The sequence below is a fragment of the Streptococcus oralis genome, assembly GCF_015561235.1.
GTDB classification, from domain to species: domain Bacteria; phylum Bacillota; class Bacilli; order Lactobacillales; family Streptococcaceae; genus Streptococcus; species Streptococcus oralis_BK.
On the sequence record NZ_JADMTC010000001.1, the window covers coordinates 760176 to 775737 of the forward strand.

The 15562-nt window shown below is 39.3% G+C and carries 20 protein-coding genes and 1 pseudogene; 6 read left to right on the forward strand and 15 right to left on the reverse strand.

Annotation, left to right across the window (positions count from 1 at the left end; all coding sequences use genetic code 11):
- Window positions 1-333: 333 nt before the first annotated feature.
- Window positions 334-891 (forward strand): annotated as a pseudogene (locus I2H52_RS03865) (TetR/AcrR family transcriptional regulator).
- Window positions 892-924: 33 nt separating this feature from the next.
- Here I2H52_RS03865 and I2H52_RS03870 read toward each other — a convergent pair.
- The gene (locus I2H52_RS03870; RefSeq protein WP_000807419.1) at window positions 925-1143 is read right to left on the reverse strand and encodes a YdbC family protein; all 219 of its coding nucleotides are present in this window, start codon (window positions 1141-1143) and stop codon (window positions 925-927) included.
- A gap of 104 nt (window positions 1144-1247) precedes the next feature.
- Between I2H52_RS03870 and I2H52_RS03875 the strand changes: the two genes are divergently transcribed.
- Window positions 1248-1568: a hypothetical protein gene (locus tag I2H52_RS03875; RefSeq protein WP_195594330.1), complete on the forward strand. Its 321-nt coding sequence runs from the start codon at window positions 1248-1250 to the stop codon at window positions 1566-1568.
- A 27-nt stretch (window positions 1569-1595) separates the two neighbouring features.
- Here the strand turns inward: I2H52_RS03875 and I2H52_RS03880 are convergent, their stop codons facing one another.
- The 7 genes from I2H52_RS03880 to rpsP all read right to left on the reverse strand — a co-directional run bounded on the left by I2H52_RS03880 (window position 1596) and on the right by rpsP (window position 4708).
- Window positions 1596-1934 (reverse strand): ATP cone domain-containing protein, encoded by a 339-nt coding sequence (locus I2H52_RS03880; protein WP_001196045.1) that lies wholly within the window; start codon window positions 1932-1934, stop codon window positions 1596-1598.
- Window positions 1935-1945: 11 nt separating this feature from the next.
- On the reverse strand, window positions 1946-2665 hold the full coding sequence (gene trmD / locus I2H52_RS03885; protein ID WP_002881193.1) for a tRNA (guanosine(37)-N1)-methyltransferase TrmD: 720 nt from the start codon (window positions 2663-2665) through the stop codon (window positions 1946-1948).
- On the reverse strand, window positions 2655-3173 hold the full coding sequence (gene rimM / locus I2H52_RS03890; RefSeq protein WP_195594333.1) for a ribosome maturation factor RimM: 519 nt from the start codon (window positions 3171-3173) through the stop codon (window positions 2655-2657). Before rimM ends, trmD begins: the two co-directional genes overlap by 11 nt.
- Before the next feature lie 73 nt (window positions 3174-3246).
- Window positions 3247-3798, reverse strand: a complete 552-nt coding sequence (locus tag I2H52_RS03895) for a hypothetical protein (RefSeq protein ID WP_007522209.1) — start codon at window positions 3796-3798, stop codon at window positions 3247-3249.
- Complete coding sequence (locus I2H52_RS03900) at window positions 3788-4132, reverse strand: MazG nucleotide pyrophosphohydrolase domain-containing protein (protein WP_095726480.1); 345 nt, start codon at window positions 4130-4132, stop codon at window positions 3788-3790. Before I2H52_RS03900 ends, I2H52_RS03895 begins: the two co-directional genes overlap by 11 nt.
- 44 nt (window positions 4133-4176) lie before the next feature.
- Window positions 4177-4416 carry an RNA-binding protein KphA gene (gene kphA / locus I2H52_RS03905; RefSeq protein ID WP_000379617.1) on the reverse strand — a complete coding sequence of 80 codons (240 nt, stop codon included), beginning with the start codon at window positions 4414-4416 and terminating at the stop codon, window positions 4177-4179.
- A 19-nt stretch (window positions 4417-4435) separates the two neighbouring features.
- On the reverse strand, window positions 4436-4708 hold the full coding sequence (gene rpsP, locus I2H52_RS03910; protein WP_000268760.1) for a 30S ribosomal protein S16: 273 nt from the start codon (window positions 4706-4708) through the stop codon (window positions 4436-4438).
- A 234-nt stretch (window positions 4709-4942) separates the two neighbouring features.
- Between rpsP and I2H52_RS03915 the strand changes: the two genes are divergently transcribed.
- The 3 genes from I2H52_RS03915 (at window position 4943) to I2H52_RS03925 (ending at window position 7388) form a co-directional block, all read left to right on the forward strand.
- On the forward strand, window positions 4943-5686 hold the full coding sequence (locus tag I2H52_RS03915; protein WP_045617342.1) for a DeoR/GlpR family DNA-binding transcription regulator: 744 nt from the start codon (window positions 4943-4945) through the stop codon (window positions 5684-5686).
- Between the two features lie 13 nt (window positions 5687-5699).
- A complete protein-coding gene (locus I2H52_RS03920) occupies window positions 5700-6512 on the forward strand; it encodes a Cof-type HAD-IIB family hydrolase (RefSeq protein ID WP_195594336.1) in 813 nt (270 codons plus the stop codon).
- A 72-nt stretch (window positions 6513-6584) separates the two neighbouring features.
- Window positions 6585-7388: a peptidylprolyl isomerase gene (locus I2H52_RS03925; protein ID WP_084867514.1), complete on the forward strand. Its 804-nt coding sequence runs from the start codon at window positions 6585-6587 to the stop codon at window positions 7386-7388.
- A 56-nt stretch (window positions 7389-7444) separates the two neighbouring features.
- Here the strand turns inward: I2H52_RS03925 and I2H52_RS03930 are convergent, their stop codons facing one another.
- The 7 genes from I2H52_RS03930 to I2H52_RS03960 all read right to left on the reverse strand — a co-directional run bounded on the left by I2H52_RS03930 (window position 7445) and on the right by I2H52_RS03960 (window position 13940).
- Entirely contained in the window at window positions 7445-8986 is a 1542-nt protein-coding gene (locus I2H52_RS03930) for an ABC-F family ATP-binding cassette domain-containing protein (protein ID WP_195594339.1), read from the reverse strand.
- Between the two features lies 1 nt (window position 8987).
- A complete protein-coding gene (locus tag I2H52_RS03935; RefSeq protein ID WP_057489380.1) occupies window positions 8988-9467 on the reverse strand; it encodes a VanZ family protein in 480 nt (159 codons plus the stop codon).
- A 1-nt stretch (window position 9468) separates the two neighbouring features.
- Entirely contained in the window at window positions 9469-10554 is a 1086-nt protein-coding gene (rlmN, locus tag I2H52_RS03940; protein ID WP_000804762.1) for a 23S rRNA (adenine(2503)-C(2))-methyltransferase RlmN, read from the reverse strand.
- 20 nt (window positions 10555-10574) lie between these two features.
- Window positions 10575-11105: a YutD family protein gene (locus I2H52_RS03945; RefSeq protein WP_084939778.1), complete on the reverse strand. Its 531-nt coding sequence runs from the start codon at window positions 11103-11105 to the stop codon at window positions 10575-10577.
- Window positions 11106-11259: 154 nt separating this feature from the next.
- Complete coding sequence (sodA, locus tag I2H52_RS03950; protein ID WP_084939779.1) at window positions 11260-11865, reverse strand: superoxide dismutase SodA; 606 nt, start codon at window positions 11863-11865, stop codon at window positions 11260-11262.
- Window positions 11866-11934: 69 nt separating this feature from the next.
- Window positions 11935-12972 carry a DNA polymerase III subunit delta gene (gene holA / locus I2H52_RS03955; RefSeq protein WP_084939111.1) on the reverse strand — a complete coding sequence of 346 codons (1038 nt, stop codon included), beginning with the start codon at window positions 12970-12972 and terminating at the stop codon, window positions 11935-11937.
- A 32-nt stretch (window positions 12973-13004) separates the two neighbouring features.
- Window positions 13005-13940 carry a dihydroorotate oxidase gene (locus I2H52_RS03960; RefSeq protein WP_084939112.1) on the reverse strand — a complete coding sequence of 312 codons (936 nt, stop codon included), beginning with the start codon at window positions 13938-13940 and terminating at the stop codon, window positions 13005-13007.
- 204 nt (window positions 13941-14144) lie between these two features.
- Between I2H52_RS03960 and gdhA the strand changes: the two genes are divergently transcribed.
- Window positions 14145-15491 carry an NADP-specific glutamate dehydrogenase gene (gdhA, locus tag I2H52_RS03965; RefSeq protein WP_084939113.1) on the forward strand — a complete coding sequence of 449 codons (1347 nt, stop codon included), beginning with the start codon at window positions 14145-14147 and terminating at the stop codon, window positions 15489-15491.
- Window positions 15492-15562 lie beyond the last annotated feature (71 nt).

Consider the following 15562-nt stretch of genomic DNA (forward strand, 5'->3'; position numbering starts at 1 on the left):
ATTTAGATACTCGACTATTCTTATACCGGTATGAATATTAAGCGTTTCATTCTTCAAATTATATCTATTCACGATATGCAAAGTAGAAAAGTATTCTAATTAATTCAAACATAATAAGCTTCTATTGATTTTGGATTCTTAAAAATTGTATACTTTTCAGAAAACGCATTTTCAATGATTGAGCTATATTTTATAAATTATTTGTGATACAATAGAGCTACCTAAAAGATTCAGAAAATTTAATATTCATTGATTATTTATATTAACTTGATTATTTTGATTTCTTTTAAAACAAAAATGATTATAAATAATTATAAACAGAAAGGTAATTCTATGACAAAGAATACTCGTGAGCTAATCATTAAAGCTCTCATCACACTAGCTAAGAAAAATCCTCAACGTATTTCCTTTACAATGACTGAAATTGCTGCTGAAGCTGGTATTTCACGACAAGCGATTTATCAAAAGCATTTTAACAACTTTGAAGATATTATTGAACACATTCACGAAGAGACCAATCAGCACATTTTTAACGTCTTTAATAAGTACTGCCCTAGCAATGATGGAGATCCTATCAGCTTTTTAGCAGACCATATACTTCCTCTCATATACGAAAAAAGGGAAATTGTTAACACCTTGTATACCACACAAGTCGATCCATGTTGAAAGGAATTTCTGCGTGGAACATACTCAGAGTGGGTACTAAAGAATGTCAATTACCAACTGAAATATAATTTTAATAAAGAGGACATCGCTTATATCATTACGACCATGGCAATCTCTTTCATTGAAGTCTGGATTCGTAAAGATAATCCAATACCACCTGAAGAGTATAGAGGGACTTTCATTCAATTGTCTAAGACTTCTCTCTGTGACTATATTGTGTCCTAAAAAAAGAATCTTGAGTTGCATTCAAGATTCTTTTTATTGTCCCCCTTTAAAGGCATCGACCATTACCTGAAATTCTTCATTGGAAAGCGTGATTCCTTTGCCCATTTTGGTATGATCAGGACTCCAAGAACGAATATCAAACTTTGCAGGAGCTCCATTAAAGCTGACTCTATTTAGTTCTTTTGTCCATCCTTTGTCATTTTCAGACAAGGTCAGTAAGTGTTCTTCGATTTCAAATGTAAATTCTGCCATTTTTAACTCCTTTATGTGATATGCTTTCTATAGTCTATTCGTAAAAATCTTGTGGTTTTTAGGAAAATTTTATATAATGTGGATATATAAGAAGGGAGGATTCTATGAGACAGACATTCAAACTAGTTCTAGATAAACTACATGGTTTTCTCAATGGGAATGATGATCATCCTCAAACTGAGGATAACTCCCTCACTGCTATGATTGAACAAGCCATCCAAAGAAAGACGGCTGTTCATGTGATACTTGCTGAGACAAGTTTTACGGGTGATATTGTCAAACACGATGCTAATCGCCAACAAATTATCGTCAAGAATTTTTCAAAAAACGTAACTCGAATCATTCGTATCAGTGACATTAAGCGACTTCGTTTCGTTCCCTCAACTGTACAAAAAGCTCAGAAAAGTCTATTTAAGAAAGAGTGAGATGTTCTTTGCATCCCACTCTTTTTCTTAACGGATTTGTTCAAAATGAAGATGAACTGCGATATGGTCACCATAGCCACTTCTCTCCAAATCGCGTTGCAAGCGATAAGAGATATAGTGTTCTGCAATGGTAATGTAGCCAGCTCCAAGTAAGCGGTGCTCAACCATTGATTGGATCATGCTAATAGTCGCACGTTCCACTTTTGCTTCTTCCAAGTCCAAAACGACTTTTTTAGTAACTTGCGCTAGGTTTTGACGCAGGTCATCGGTCAAAACATAAACTGTTTGAGCTGCTTTTAGGACAGCTTGGTAAATTTTATCTGGATCAAATTCAGCAATTTCTCCATTACGTTTGATTACTTGCATAAGGTTCTCCTTTATTCTTTGTTTTCTTTGATTTCAGCCAGCATCTTTTCTTCTTCGGCTGTCAGTTGATAGTTTTCTAGCAGGTCAGGTCTGCGCTCGTAGGTTTTCTTTAGACTCTCATACAGCCGCCACTGACGAATCTTTTCATGGTGCCCACTCATGAGCACATCTGGCACGACCATGCCACGATAGTCATAAGGGCGAGTGTACTGAGGATATTCGAGAAGTCCCGAAGAGAAGCTATCATCCTGGTGACTAGACTCCTTGCCAATCACTTCAGGAATTAGGCGAACAGTCGCATCAATCATGGTCATGGCCGCCAATTCTCCTCCAGTCAAAACATAGTCTCCTAGGGAAATTTCATCGGTTACCAAGGTCTTGATGCGCTCGTCATACCCTTCGTAGTGACCGCAGATAAAAATCAGTTCCTCTTCTTGAGCCAAATCTTCAGCGTAAGCCTGATTGAACTGTTTCCCAGCAGGATCAAGAAGAATGACACGGGGATTTTTCTTTTCAATAGCATCAAAGGCATCGAAAATGGGTTGGGCTCGGAGCAACATCCCCTGACCGCCTCCGTAGGGCTCATCGTCAACATGACGGGCCTTTTCAGCGTATTCTCTGAAATTATGATACTGGATATCCAAGAGCCCTTTTTCTCGAGCCTTTCCAACAATCGAGTGCTCCAGCGGAGAAAACATTTCAGGAAAGAGGGTTAAAATATCAATCTTCATCATCTAACCCTTCTAAGATTTCCACTTCGACCCGCTTGTTTGGAATATCAACATTGAGAACTACTGGCGGAATGTAAGGTAAAAGCAAATCACGCTTACCTTTTCGTTTGACCACCCAGACATCGTTGGCACCTGGTTGTAGGATTTCCTTGATAGTTCCTATCAAGTTATCTCCCTCGTAAACATCCAAACCGATAATCTCGTGATAGTAGAATTCACCATCATCTAAATCGTTCAAATCTTCCTCAGCGACCTTGAGACTATAACCCTTGTACTTTTCAACCGCATTGATATGGTACATGTCTTTGAATTTGATAATGTCAAAGTTCTTATGCTTACGATGACTTGCGATGGTCACTGTTTGGACAAACTGATCTTTTTCATCAAATAAAGCCAACTCTGCTCCCTTTTTAAATCGTTCCTCGGCAAAATCCGTCACAGACAAGACTCGAATCTCACCCTGTAGACCCTGCGTATTGACGATTTTTCCAACATTAAAGTAGTTCATCTTGTCTCCTGTATCTATTTCTATCCTTTATTTTATCACGTTCCAGAGATTTTCACAAGTTGGAGAAAATCAGCTATAATCCCAAAATTGCTAGTAGTTTCCTCTTCAATGTTAATTTATATTTGAAAGAAGAAATGTTTATATTCCCATTATACATATTACTATAAAATGTATACTCCCCAATTTGACCTTGACTTGTCTTCCATTTCATTCTTAAACTAGGTATAGTCTCAGGTAAATTTGTATGAATCAATAAGCATGTATAATTTTTTAAATTTTTGACTGTATGTATTTTATCTTGAACGACTAAACGATTACTTTTTGAATCATAGATTAAAGAATAAAATTCTACAATTTCAATATCAACTTCTTTTGGATAAAAAATCAAATGGTTATAATGTTTATCATTTTTATTATGTTTAAACTCATAAACATGATGAAATCTCGTATGTAAGGAATCAAATTCGATTGGTTTAATTGCCTGAATTTCGATATTATTAATATAGGCCTTATTCTGGAAACTAATTTTTAAAATTACACCTATAAAAGTCGAAATCTGTATAATTCGTAATAACCAATCAATATACATCGCCCAGTCTATTTTTAAAAAATAATCAGTGTTCAATATTTCTCAAATCTCCCTTCAAAAAACTCTCCAAATCTCGTTCATGCTGATACTTAATGGCAGCCTTCTTATCTTTGTCAAAGATGCTTTTGGTTAGGTCAATATCGTTAATGGCCGCGATTGCAACCGTGTAGTGAATAATATCAGCTAGTTCTTTGGCTAGTTCCTCATTTGAGTCCTGAACGCCCTCTTTTCGACCAGAGCGCCCATTCAAGACCTCAGCTACTTCTCCGACTTCCTCCACTAGTTTGATAAAGAGGCCTTCCTCAGTTCGAGATTGCTGGTAATGTTCGAGTAAGTAAGCTTGCAATTGTCTAAACGTTAAATCCTTCATCTTCTCCTCCTCACAAAAAAAGCGAGACTTCTGTCCCGCTTTCTTTATTTTTCATCGATAACGATTCTTACTTTTTTGTCTTCAGTTGGGACAGAGTAGACAATCGTTCTTATCGCTGAGATAGTGCGACCCTTACGACCGATAACACGACCGACATCGCTCTGGTCAAGATCCAAGTGATACTCCAAAAACTCTGGTGTGTCTTCGATCTTGATAGTTAAGGCATCAGGTTGTGAAATCAAAGGTTTCACAATCGCAATAATGAGATTTTCAATCGTATCCATCTGTCAACCTACTTTAAATTTATTTTGAGAATTTAGAATCGTGGAATTTTTTCAATACGCCTTCTTTTGAAAGGATGTTGCGAACTGTATCTGAAGGTTGAGCTCCATCAGCCAACCATGCAAGAACGCGGTCTTCTTTCAAAGTTACTTGGTTTTCAGCAACAAGTGGGTTGTAAGTTCCAACTGTTTCGATGAAACGTCCGTCACGTGGTGAACGTGAGTCTGCTACGTTGATACGGTAGAAAGGTTTTTTCTTAGAACCCATACGAGTCAAACGGATTTTAACTGCCATTTTTTAATGTCTCTTTTCTTATTTTTTATTTCGGTGAAATAGCTGAGCTATTTAGCACATGTTCTATTATAGCAGATTTCTGACAGGTGTCAAGAAAAAAACTTGACAGAGTTTTTATTTTTTCAGATTTGCCACAAAAAACTTAAATAAATTGATTTTAAATTAAAAAAACTTATAAACGCTTGATTCGACTTGCAAAAAAGAGTAAAATAGAGTCAGAAAGCAGGTGAATTTATGTACCAAGCACAACGATTAGAAGAAATCATAACACTTTTAGAAGAGAGAGGAAGCCTTTCAGCAAAAGAAATGGTTGACTATTTCCAAGTATCCAAAGATACCGTCCGCAGAGATTTTTCTATTCTTGCAAAGGAAAATAGAGCACAAAGAACTCACGGAGGATTGCTATCAATAAAGAAACAGCCTATACTAGGCTTTAAAGACAGGAGAGAACAATCTTCCAAAGAAAAAGAGAAAATCGCCTCTCTAGCAAAGGAACTCATTTCTAATGGAGACCTACTATTCTTTGATGTTTCAACAACTGTACTAGAATTAGCTAAAATACTTGAGAAAGAAGTTAGTATTTTCAGTCATTCATTAGATAATGCGCTTATTCTAGGAGGAAAAGAAAATGTCGATTTTCACATTCTAGGCGGAAAGTTTCATAAAAAGAATCGTTTCTATTACTCTCTAGAAGAATCGGACATTTTAAACTCTATTAAGTTTGATTTAGCTTTTTTTGGAGCTGCAAGTCTTTCAGATGGTCAAGTTAGTTTTGAAGACCAAGAAGATGTTCTAATGAAAAAGAGAGCATTTAAAACAAGCAAAACTCGTGTCTTACTGGCTGAAACCAGTAAAATAAGCAAACACTCTCACTTTATTCTGTCTGAACTAGCTGATTTTGATTATTGGATTACAGACAAAGAACCCGATATAGAAATTCAGCGATCTTTAGATGGCAAAACAACTATTCTATTTTAAAAGGGAGGAAGCTATGAGAAATATTAAATTGATTATAAGCGATATTGACGGAACAATTTTAGACAAAAATCACCAGATAGACTCTTATTTGCCTGAACTGATGCCAATTTTAAAACAAAAAGAAATCCCTTTTGTCTTAGCTTCTGCTCGCTCTCCTCTCGGTATTGCTCCAATTTCTAGAAAACTAGGAATTTCCGACTTTCCAATTGCATGCTATAATGGTGCCCTAATCAGTAAGGGGGATGAGGATCTAAGTCAGCATTCTATTGATAAAAAAGAATTGGCATTTCTTCATGATTTTTTAAAAAGAGAATTTCCGACAGTTTCTATCAATGTTTATTCTGGACAAGATTGGTTTGTTAATACTTTAGATAAATGGGTACAAATCGAAGCTAACATTACTGGAGAAAGTCCAAAAGTTACATCTATAACAGATTTTATAAGAGAGGAACATACTCTTGTTCATAAACTATTATTAATTGATAAGGCAGACACTATACAGAAACTACAAAGCATCTTATCCATTATGGATTTCCCTCAAACCGACTTTTATCTCTCCAAGGATAACTATCTTGAAGTCACACATAATCAAGTATCTAAAAAACAGGCTCTGTTAGAATTGGCTAACTATTATCAAATTCCTCTCAAGGAGATTATGACCTTGGGTGACAATTATAATGATATTCCCATGATTGAAACCGCAGGTCTCGGTATTGCAATGGGAAATGCTCCTACAGATGTCAAAGACTGTGCAAATGCAGTAACATACTCTAATGAACAAAATGGAGTAAGTCAAGCTATAAAATTACATGTATTAGCAAAATAACCTCATTTTAAAATTTGAAATCAAACTCCTTTTAAGGTACAATGGTAGAAATGAATTTTTGAGAGGTTAACAATGAAAAAACTAGCAACCCTTCTTTTACTATCAACTGTAGCCCTTGCTGGATGTACTAGTATCCAACGTGGTCTCCGTGGTGATGAATATGTCGACTCCAGTATCTCAGCTGAAGAAAGCTCAAAAGCGGCTGCTCAGGCTGCCAAAGATTTGAATGACGCTTTGACCAATGAAAATGCCAACTTCCCTCAACTTTCTAAGGAAGTTGCTGAAGACGAAGCTGAGGTCATTTTACACACAAATCAAGGCGATATCCGCATCAAACTCTTTCCAAAACTAGCACCACTAGCAGTTGAAAACTTCCTCACTCACGCTAAGGAAGGCTATTATAACGGCATCACCTTCCACCGTGTCATTGATGGCTTTATGGTCCAAACTGGAGATCCTAAGGGAGATGGTACAGGCGGCCAATCTATCTGGCATGATAAGGATAAAACAAAGGACAAGGGAACTGGTTTCAAAAATGAAATCTCTCCTTACCTATACAATATCCGAGGAGCTCTTGCTATGGCTAACACTGGTCAACCAAACACCAACGGTAGCCAGTTCTTCATCAACCAAAACTCAACAGATATTTCAGCTAAACTCCCTACAAGCAAGTATCCAAAGAAAATCATCGAAGCCTATAAAGAAGGTGGAAATCCGAGTCTAGACGGCAAACACCCTGTCTTTGGTCAAGTCATCGATGGCATGGACGTTGTTGACAAGATTGCCAAAGCTGAAAAAGATGAGAAAGACAAACCGACTTCTGCTATCACCATTGATAGTATCGAAGTAGTGAAGGATTACGATTTTAAATCCTAAATAACCTAAAAAATACAGTATCCGCATTCGATACTGTATTTCTTTTTCCCTCATTTTTAAGTTAGCTTGTTAAAGTCCCAAATTTGGTCCATCCAACCTTCATAAAAGTCTGGTTCGTGGCAGACCATAAGGATAGATCCCTTGTATTCTTTAAGCGCCCGTTTGAGTTCATCCTTGGCATCTACATCCAAGTGGTTGGTCGGCTCGTCAAGTACTAAAACATTGTTTTCACGATTCATCAAGAGACAGAAACGCACCTTGGCTTGTTCTCCACCTGATAAGACTTGAATCTGACTTTCGATGTGCTTAGTCGTCAAACCACAACGAGCAAGGGCTGCCCGAACTTCTGCTTGATTAAGGGCTGGAAAGGCATTCCAGACCGCTTCTAGTGGTGTTTGACGATTGCCCCCTTCTACTTCTTGTTCAAAGTAACCAAGTTCAAGGTAGTCGCCACGTTCAACTTCCCCAGCGATTGGCGGAATAATTCCCAAGAGAGACTTCAAGAGGGTTGTTTTCCCAATACCATTTGCCCCGATAATGGCAACCTTTTGATTGCGTTCAAATGTGAGGTTTAAGGGTTTGGTAAGTGGACGGTCATAACCAATCTGCAAGTCCTTGGCTTGGAAGATAAAGCGCCCAGGCGTACGAGCTGGTTTGAAATCAAAGGACGGGTTTGGTTTCTCGCTTTGGAGTTCAATGATATCCATCTTATCGAGTTTCTTTTGACGGGACATGGCCATATTACGCGTTGCAACACGCGCTTTGTTTCGAGCCACGAAATCCTTGAGGTCTGCAATCTCTTTCTGTTGGCGTTCGTAGGCTGCCTCCAGCTGAGATTTCTTCATAGCATAAACTTCTTGAAACTGGTAGTAATCACCAGAATAACGCGTCAACTGTTGATTTTCCACATGATATACGATATTGATTACGTCATTCAGGAAAGGAATATCATGCGAAATAAGAACAAAGGCATTCTCATAGTTTTGGAGATAGCGTTTGAGCCAGTCAATATGCTCAGCATCCAGATAGTTAGTTGGCTCGTCCAGTAACAAGATATCTGGCTTTTCAAGGAGGAGTTTAGCTAAAAGCACCTTTGTTCTTTGTCCACCTGACAAGGCTGTTACGTCTGTATCCATGCCAAAGTCCATCACACCGAGGGCACGCGCTACCTCATCAATCTTGGCATCTAAAGTATAAAAATCACGACTCTCCAAACGGTCTTGGAGCTCCCCGACTTCTTCCATCAGCGCTTCGATATCTGCTCCTTCTTCTGCCATTTCCATATAGAGGTCATTGATACGAGCTTCTGCTTTAAAAAGCTCATCAAAGGCTGTCCGCAAGACATCACGCACGGTTTGGCCTTCTTTTAGCACAGCGTGCTGGTCCAGATAGCCAGCAGTCACATACTTAGACCACTCCACCTTCCCTTCATCTGGTAGCATTTTACCAGTCACGATACTCATAAAGGTTGATTTTCCTTCACCGTTGGCACCGACAAGACCGATGTGTTCTCCCTTGAGGAGACGGAAGGACACATCTTCAAAAATTGCACGGTCACCAAAACCGTGACTCAGATTTTTAACTTCTAAAATACTCATTTTAATTCCTTATCTTGTTTTTATGCAGTCCTTTATAGAGGAACCAAGCCAGATAGCCTCCCAAGGTATTGGTCCATAAATCATCAATCTCAAATACCCGATTAAAATCAAAGAAAAAGTCTAAGACTAGTTGTGTGCACTCGATTCCCAAGCTCAGTATAAAACTGAGAAGAAGAACCCTTTTAGTTTTTCTTAGAGAGGGCAAGAGATAGAGTAGTTGAAAAACCAGAGGGAAGAGCAAGAAGACATTTAAGATGTTCTGCAAAAAGATCCAAATGACTTGTCCCAAACTAGTCACTTCACCCAGATTCCAAAGGGAGTTTAAGGGAGTTAAAAGAAAAACCAGGCGTCCAAAAGTTTGAATACCTGGAGTTTCCACTCCTGTAGGAAGTTGAGGTTGGGGAGTAAAACAAAAACAGATAATGCAAAGGCTGTAAATAGCCACTCCCAATCTTAATATTAATTCTCTTTTTCTAGTCATTTTATGGATTTACCGCTGCGACTGCCTTCTGGCGGTCACGTTTCATTGTATTGGAGCGTAATTGTCCACAAGCTGCATCAATATCTGTACCATGCTCTTGACGGACAACACAGTTGACCCCTTTTTTCTTGAGGGTATCGTAGAAGGCCATCACGCGCTCTTTAGGACTACGGCTATATTGGTCATGTTCACTAACTGGATTATAAGGAATCAAGTTTACATAAGACAATTTCTTGATGTTCTTGAGCAATTCAGCCAATTCCAAGGCTTGTTCAACACCATCGTTGACTTCATTGAGCATGATGTATTCAAAGGTCACACGGCGATTGGTTGTTTCGATATAGTACTCAATAGCAGCAAAGAGCTTTTCAATCGGAAAGGCACGGTTAATCTTCATGATGCTTGAGCGCAATTCATTATTGGGTGCGTGAAGAGACACAGCCAGATTGACCTGTACGCCTTCATTAGCAAAGTCACGAATTTTATGAGCCAAACCTGAGGTAGAAACAGTGATGTGACGAGCACCGATAGCCATTCCCTTGTCATCATTGATGGTACGGACGAAATTCAAGACATTGTTGTAGTTATCAAATGGTTCACCAATTCCCATGACAACAATATGGCTGACACGCTCGTCCTGACCACGCTCATCAAAGTATTTCTGAACCAACATGATCTGCGCTACAATTTCACCGTTATTGAGGTCGCGTTGTTTCTTGATCAAGCCTGATGCACAGAAGGTACAACCAATATTACAGCCGACCTGAGTGGTCACACAGACTGACAAACCGTAGTGTTGACGCATGAGTACTGTCTCAATCAACATGCCATCTGGCAACTCAAAAAGATACTTAACAGTACCGTCAGCTGACTCTTGTACGATCCGCTGTTTCAAAGGATTTACGACAAACTGGTCATTAAGCTTGGCAATCAAATCCTTGGAAAGATTGGTCATTTCTTCAAATGACTGGACACGTTTACGGTAAAGCCATTCCCAGATTTGATCTGCTCGGAATTTCTTTTCTCCTTGTTCTAATACCCATTCTTGCATGGTTTGACGTGTTAAACTATAAATAGACGGTTTCATCTCTTCTCCTTATTCTCTAGCTATTTCTGACGAATGACAAAATGGCGCTGTCCCTTGTCCTCTTTCTGAGACTTTTGGTCCTTATGACGACGTCTATTTCGCTTATCCGTATTTGGTTTTCTCTTGTTTTGCGAAGGTTTCTTGCTTCTTCTAGAAAGGTTTTCCTCCTCCTTTTTACGCATTTTCTTGTCAAATGAAGCCCGCTTAGGTGCTTGGTTTTCTAGAACAAAATAGGCACAACCATAACTACAGTACTCCAAAAGATAGTCCTGTAAGCGACTGATTTTTTCAATTTTTTCCTCTGTTCGATCGTCTTTGTAAAAACCACGTAGGCGGAGCTGTTCATTACTCCAGTCCCCCACGACATAATCAAACTTGGTCAACACTTCTGAGAAGCGTTGATTAAAGACTGTCACATCGAAGGCATCCTTGATATTTTCAACCAAGGTAAAAGCAATCCCTTCAGTCTCAACCTTATCCCCATTCACATGAAATTCTGGGCCAGGAAACTTGTTATAGTTGTATAATTCAGGTGCAATTTCTTTACGCATAGTCTTCCTTTTCCATGATTACTTAACACTCTATTTTACCATATTTTCTACAAGTTGGCACGAATATCCTTTAAATGAAAAAAGTCTGACGATTTTGTCAGACTTCTGCTTTATAACCTTAAAAAGAGAAGATTGACTCTTCCCTCCATATTTTTTATTTAGCTGCTGCGTAAAGCTCATCTACTTTTTTCCAGTTAATCACTGAGAAGAAAGCTTTGATATAGTCAGGACGAACATTGCGGTATTTCACATAGTAAGCATGTTCCCAAACGTCCAAGCCCAAGATTGGTTTTTTACCTTCTGAGATTGGTGTGTCTTGGTTTGCTGTTGAAATCACTTCAAGCTTCCCTTCTTTGTTAACAACCAACCAAGCCCATCCAGAACCAAAGCGAGTTGTAGCTGCTGCAGTGAAGGCTGCTTGGAATTCTTCGAAAGAACCGAAAGCTTCATTGATTGCTGCTGCAAGTTCTGCTGAAGGGGCTGTTTTTTCAGGAGTCATCAATTCCCAGAAAAGAGCGTGGTTCAAGTGTCCACCACCATTGTTGATAAGCGCTTGGCGGATATCAGCTGGGATAGATTCTACATCAGCAAGCAAAACTTCAAGGTCTTCACCGATTTCAGGGTGTTTTTCAAGAGCAGCATTCGCATTGTTGACGTAGGCTTGATGGTGCTTGTCATGGTGCAAGTGCATTGTTTCAGCATCGATATATGGTTCCAAGGCGTCGTATGCGTATGGAAGGTCTGGTAAGATAATAGCCATCTGTAATACCTCTTTTTCTTTCTATATGAAAATGATAACGCAATCATCCTCTTTTTTCAAGTTTTTTGCTCAATTTGCCTCTGTCGCAATCTGCAAGAGTGCCTTTTCAAACAGGTACCCTTTTTCATAGACACCTGTCTTAATCTGGTAGTCTGTTTCAATCAAATAAGAAATCGCTCGTTTGAGAAAACCCAAGGAAATCCCTCTCGAATCTCTCAGTGCAAACTTGATTTGATAAGGATTAGGATTTCGCCCCAAATAAGTTCCCAGACTGGTTGCAATCTGCGATTCCGTCTGACCAGTCTCTGATAAAATCTTCACTTGGGTAAAGGTACGAAACTGTCCTAACATGACAGCTATGAGCTTGATTTCATCCTCCCCTTGCAAGGTCAAGTCTCTAACCAGGTCACGAGCCAGGTCAATCTTCTTAGCTAAAACAAGCTGAGTCAAATCAAAAATATTGTCCTGCAGAGTCTTTGGAATAGCCTCGACAATGTCCTTCTCCTCTATCACGCCGTCGGATTTATAAGACTGTAAAAAAAGGAGGTTTTTCTGGATTTCACTAAATTGAAAACCAGATTTGAGAAGTAGATTTTCAAAAGACTTTTCTGCAAACTGCAGACCTTGTGTCTGACTCCATTTTTGGAAATACTGGCGGAGTTCTTGTTCCTTAGGTTCAATAGCATCAAATACAGTCGCATCTCGTTTGAGCAATTTGACCAGTCGTCTTTTACTATCTAACTTTCCTTCAGCAAAAATCAACAACTTGGTTGTTGGCGAAGGGTTATCAAGGTATGCCTCAAACGACTTGAGCTCATCATCTGCTAAAAATCGTTTCTTGGCTGTTGTGATATCGACAAAATGGTCTAATATCACGATTTTCTCATCCGCAAAAAAAGGGAGACTGACCAACTCCAACTCTAAGTCTTTATAAGCTACTTCTTTCATATCAAAGTAAGCAAAGTTGAGATCAGCTGGATCATAACCAATCTGTTTCAATACTTGACTCTTCATAACTTCAAACTGACCCTGGTCTGTCCCTGTAAATAGATTCAGGCTAGATAGATTTGATAACGTCAACTTCTGACTGTCTTCAATGGCAAGCATCTTCTCTCCTTTCTTCTGATTTTTTATTAAACTTAATCAATATAGCGCAATTTCCCACGGAAATCTTCTAGGCTCTCATACCCTTTTTCCGCCATAATAGCTTTCAGTTCATTGGTAATGCGTTCAAAAGCACCAACGCCTTCCTTGTGGAGCGTCGTTCCTACTTGCACCATACTAGCACCGCAGAGGATGTGTTCAAAGGCATCACGACCCGTTAGAACACCACCCGTTCCGATGATTTGGATTTGCGGATTGAGACGTTGGTAAAAGGCGTGCACATTAGCAAGAGCGGTCGGTTTGATATACTCTCCACCAATCCCTCCAAAACCATTCTTAGGCCGAATAACGACAGATTCGTCTTCTATATAGAGGCCGTTTCCGATAGAGTTAACGCAGTTGACAAACTTGAGCGGATATTTGTTGAAAATAGCTACCGCTTGGTCAAAGTGAACAATGTCAAAATATGGTGGGAGCTTAATTCCAAGAGGTTTGGTAAAGTAGGCAAAAACTTCTGCCAAGATACGGTCTGTTGTCTCAAAATCATAAGCAATCTGAGGCTTTCCTGGAACATTTGGACAAGAGAGATTAAGCTCTGTAAGTCCTTTGAATTCACTCTCTTGAACTTTTTTCAAGATGGTATGTGTTTCTTCTGGAGACATGCCAACTAAAGATAGGAAGAAAGTACGGTTTGGCTCTTTTTCCTGCAAGTCCAAAAGATAGTCCAGATAGTAGTCTAAGCCGTTATTTGGCAAGCCCATAGAGTTGATAGAACCAAGTGGAACATCCTGATAACGTGGCTCAGGATTGCCCTGACGAAAGTCCAAGGTCGCTGTCTTCGTGACAAAAGTACCCGCTGCTGAGTTTTTGACCCCTTCAAGCTCTTCTATCGTCATACAAGCAACACCCGCTGCATTCATCAAGCAATTGTCAAACTCAAAGCCAGCTATTTGTGTTTTCGTTGATACCATGATTCTGATCCTCCAGATTCCTTTTATTTCTAATATTATACCATACTTTAAGATTTTCTCTTTGAGAAACTAATTTCTATATAAAATGTTCGGTTTTGTAAATTGAAAGAATTTTTAGAAAATTTCTGTTTTTTTCTTTACACTCAAAAAAAATTCTGCTATAATGGCTCATGTAATAAAATATAACAACAAAAGGAGAACGATATGACATCTGCTAAAGACTATATCCAAAGCGTGTTTGCAACTGTGAAAGCTCGTAATGGGCATGAGGCTGAATTTCTCCAGGCGGTTGAAGAATTCTTCAGCACTTTGGAACCTGTATTTGAAAAACATCCCGAGTATATCGAAGAAAACATCTTGGCACGTATCACTGAGCCTGAGCGCGTGATTTCTTTCCGTGTTCCTTGGGTTGACCGAGATGGAAAAGTTCAAGTCAACCGTGGCTACCGCGTTCAATTCAACTCAGCTGTTGGACCATATAAAGGCGGACTTCGTTTCCACCCAACTGTAAACCAAGGGATCTTGAAATTCCTCGGCTTCGAACAAATCTTTAAGAACGTCTTGACTGGACTTCCAATCGGTGGAGGTAAAGGGGGATCAGACTTCGATCCTAAAGGAAAGACTGACGCTGAAGTGATGCGCTTCTGCCAAAGCTTTATGACAGAATTGCAAAAATACATCGGACCATCTCTTGACGTACCTGCTGGTGATATCGGTGTTGGTGGACGTGAAATTGGTTACCTTTATGGACAATACAAACGTCTTAACCAATTTGATGCGGGTGTCTTGACTGGTAAACCTCTTGGATTTGGTGGTAGCTTGATTCGTCCAGAAGCAACTGGTTATGGTTTGGTTTACTACACTGAAGAAATGCTCAAAGCTAACGGTAACAGTTTTGCTGGTAAGAAAGTGGTTATTTCAGGTTCTGGTAACGTAGCTCAATATGCTCTTCAAAAAGCGACTGAACTTGGTGCGACTGTTATCTCTGTATCTGACTCAAACGGTTATGTCATCGATGAAAATGGTATTGACTTCGATCTTTTGGTTGATGTTAAAGAAAAACGCCGTGCTCGTTTGACTGAGTATGCAGCTGAGAAAGCAACTGCTACTTACCATGAAGGTTCTGTATGGACTTACGCTGGAAACTACGACATCGCTCTTCCATGTGCGACTCAAAACGAAATCAACGGTGAAGCAGCTAAACGTTTGGTTGCTCAAGGAGTTATCTGCGTATCTGAAGGTGCTAACATGCCTAGTGACCTTGACGCGATTAAAGTCTACAAAGAAAACGGAATCCTTTACGGACCTGCCAAAGCTGCTAACGCTGGTGGTGTAGCTGTATCAGCGCTTGAAATGAGCCAAAACAGCCTTCGCCTCTCATGGACACGTGAAGAAGTTGATGGACGCCTCAAAGACATCATGACCAACATCTTCAACACAGCTAAAACAACTTCTGAAACATACGGTCTTGGTACTGACTACCTTGCAGGAGCAAATATCGCTGCCTTCGAAAACGTAGCAAACGCTATGATTGCACAAGGTATTGTTTAAAATTCATTTGCTCAATCCTCAATCGTTATGATTGGGGATTTTTATGTTGGCTTCAAAAAAGCTCACCATTT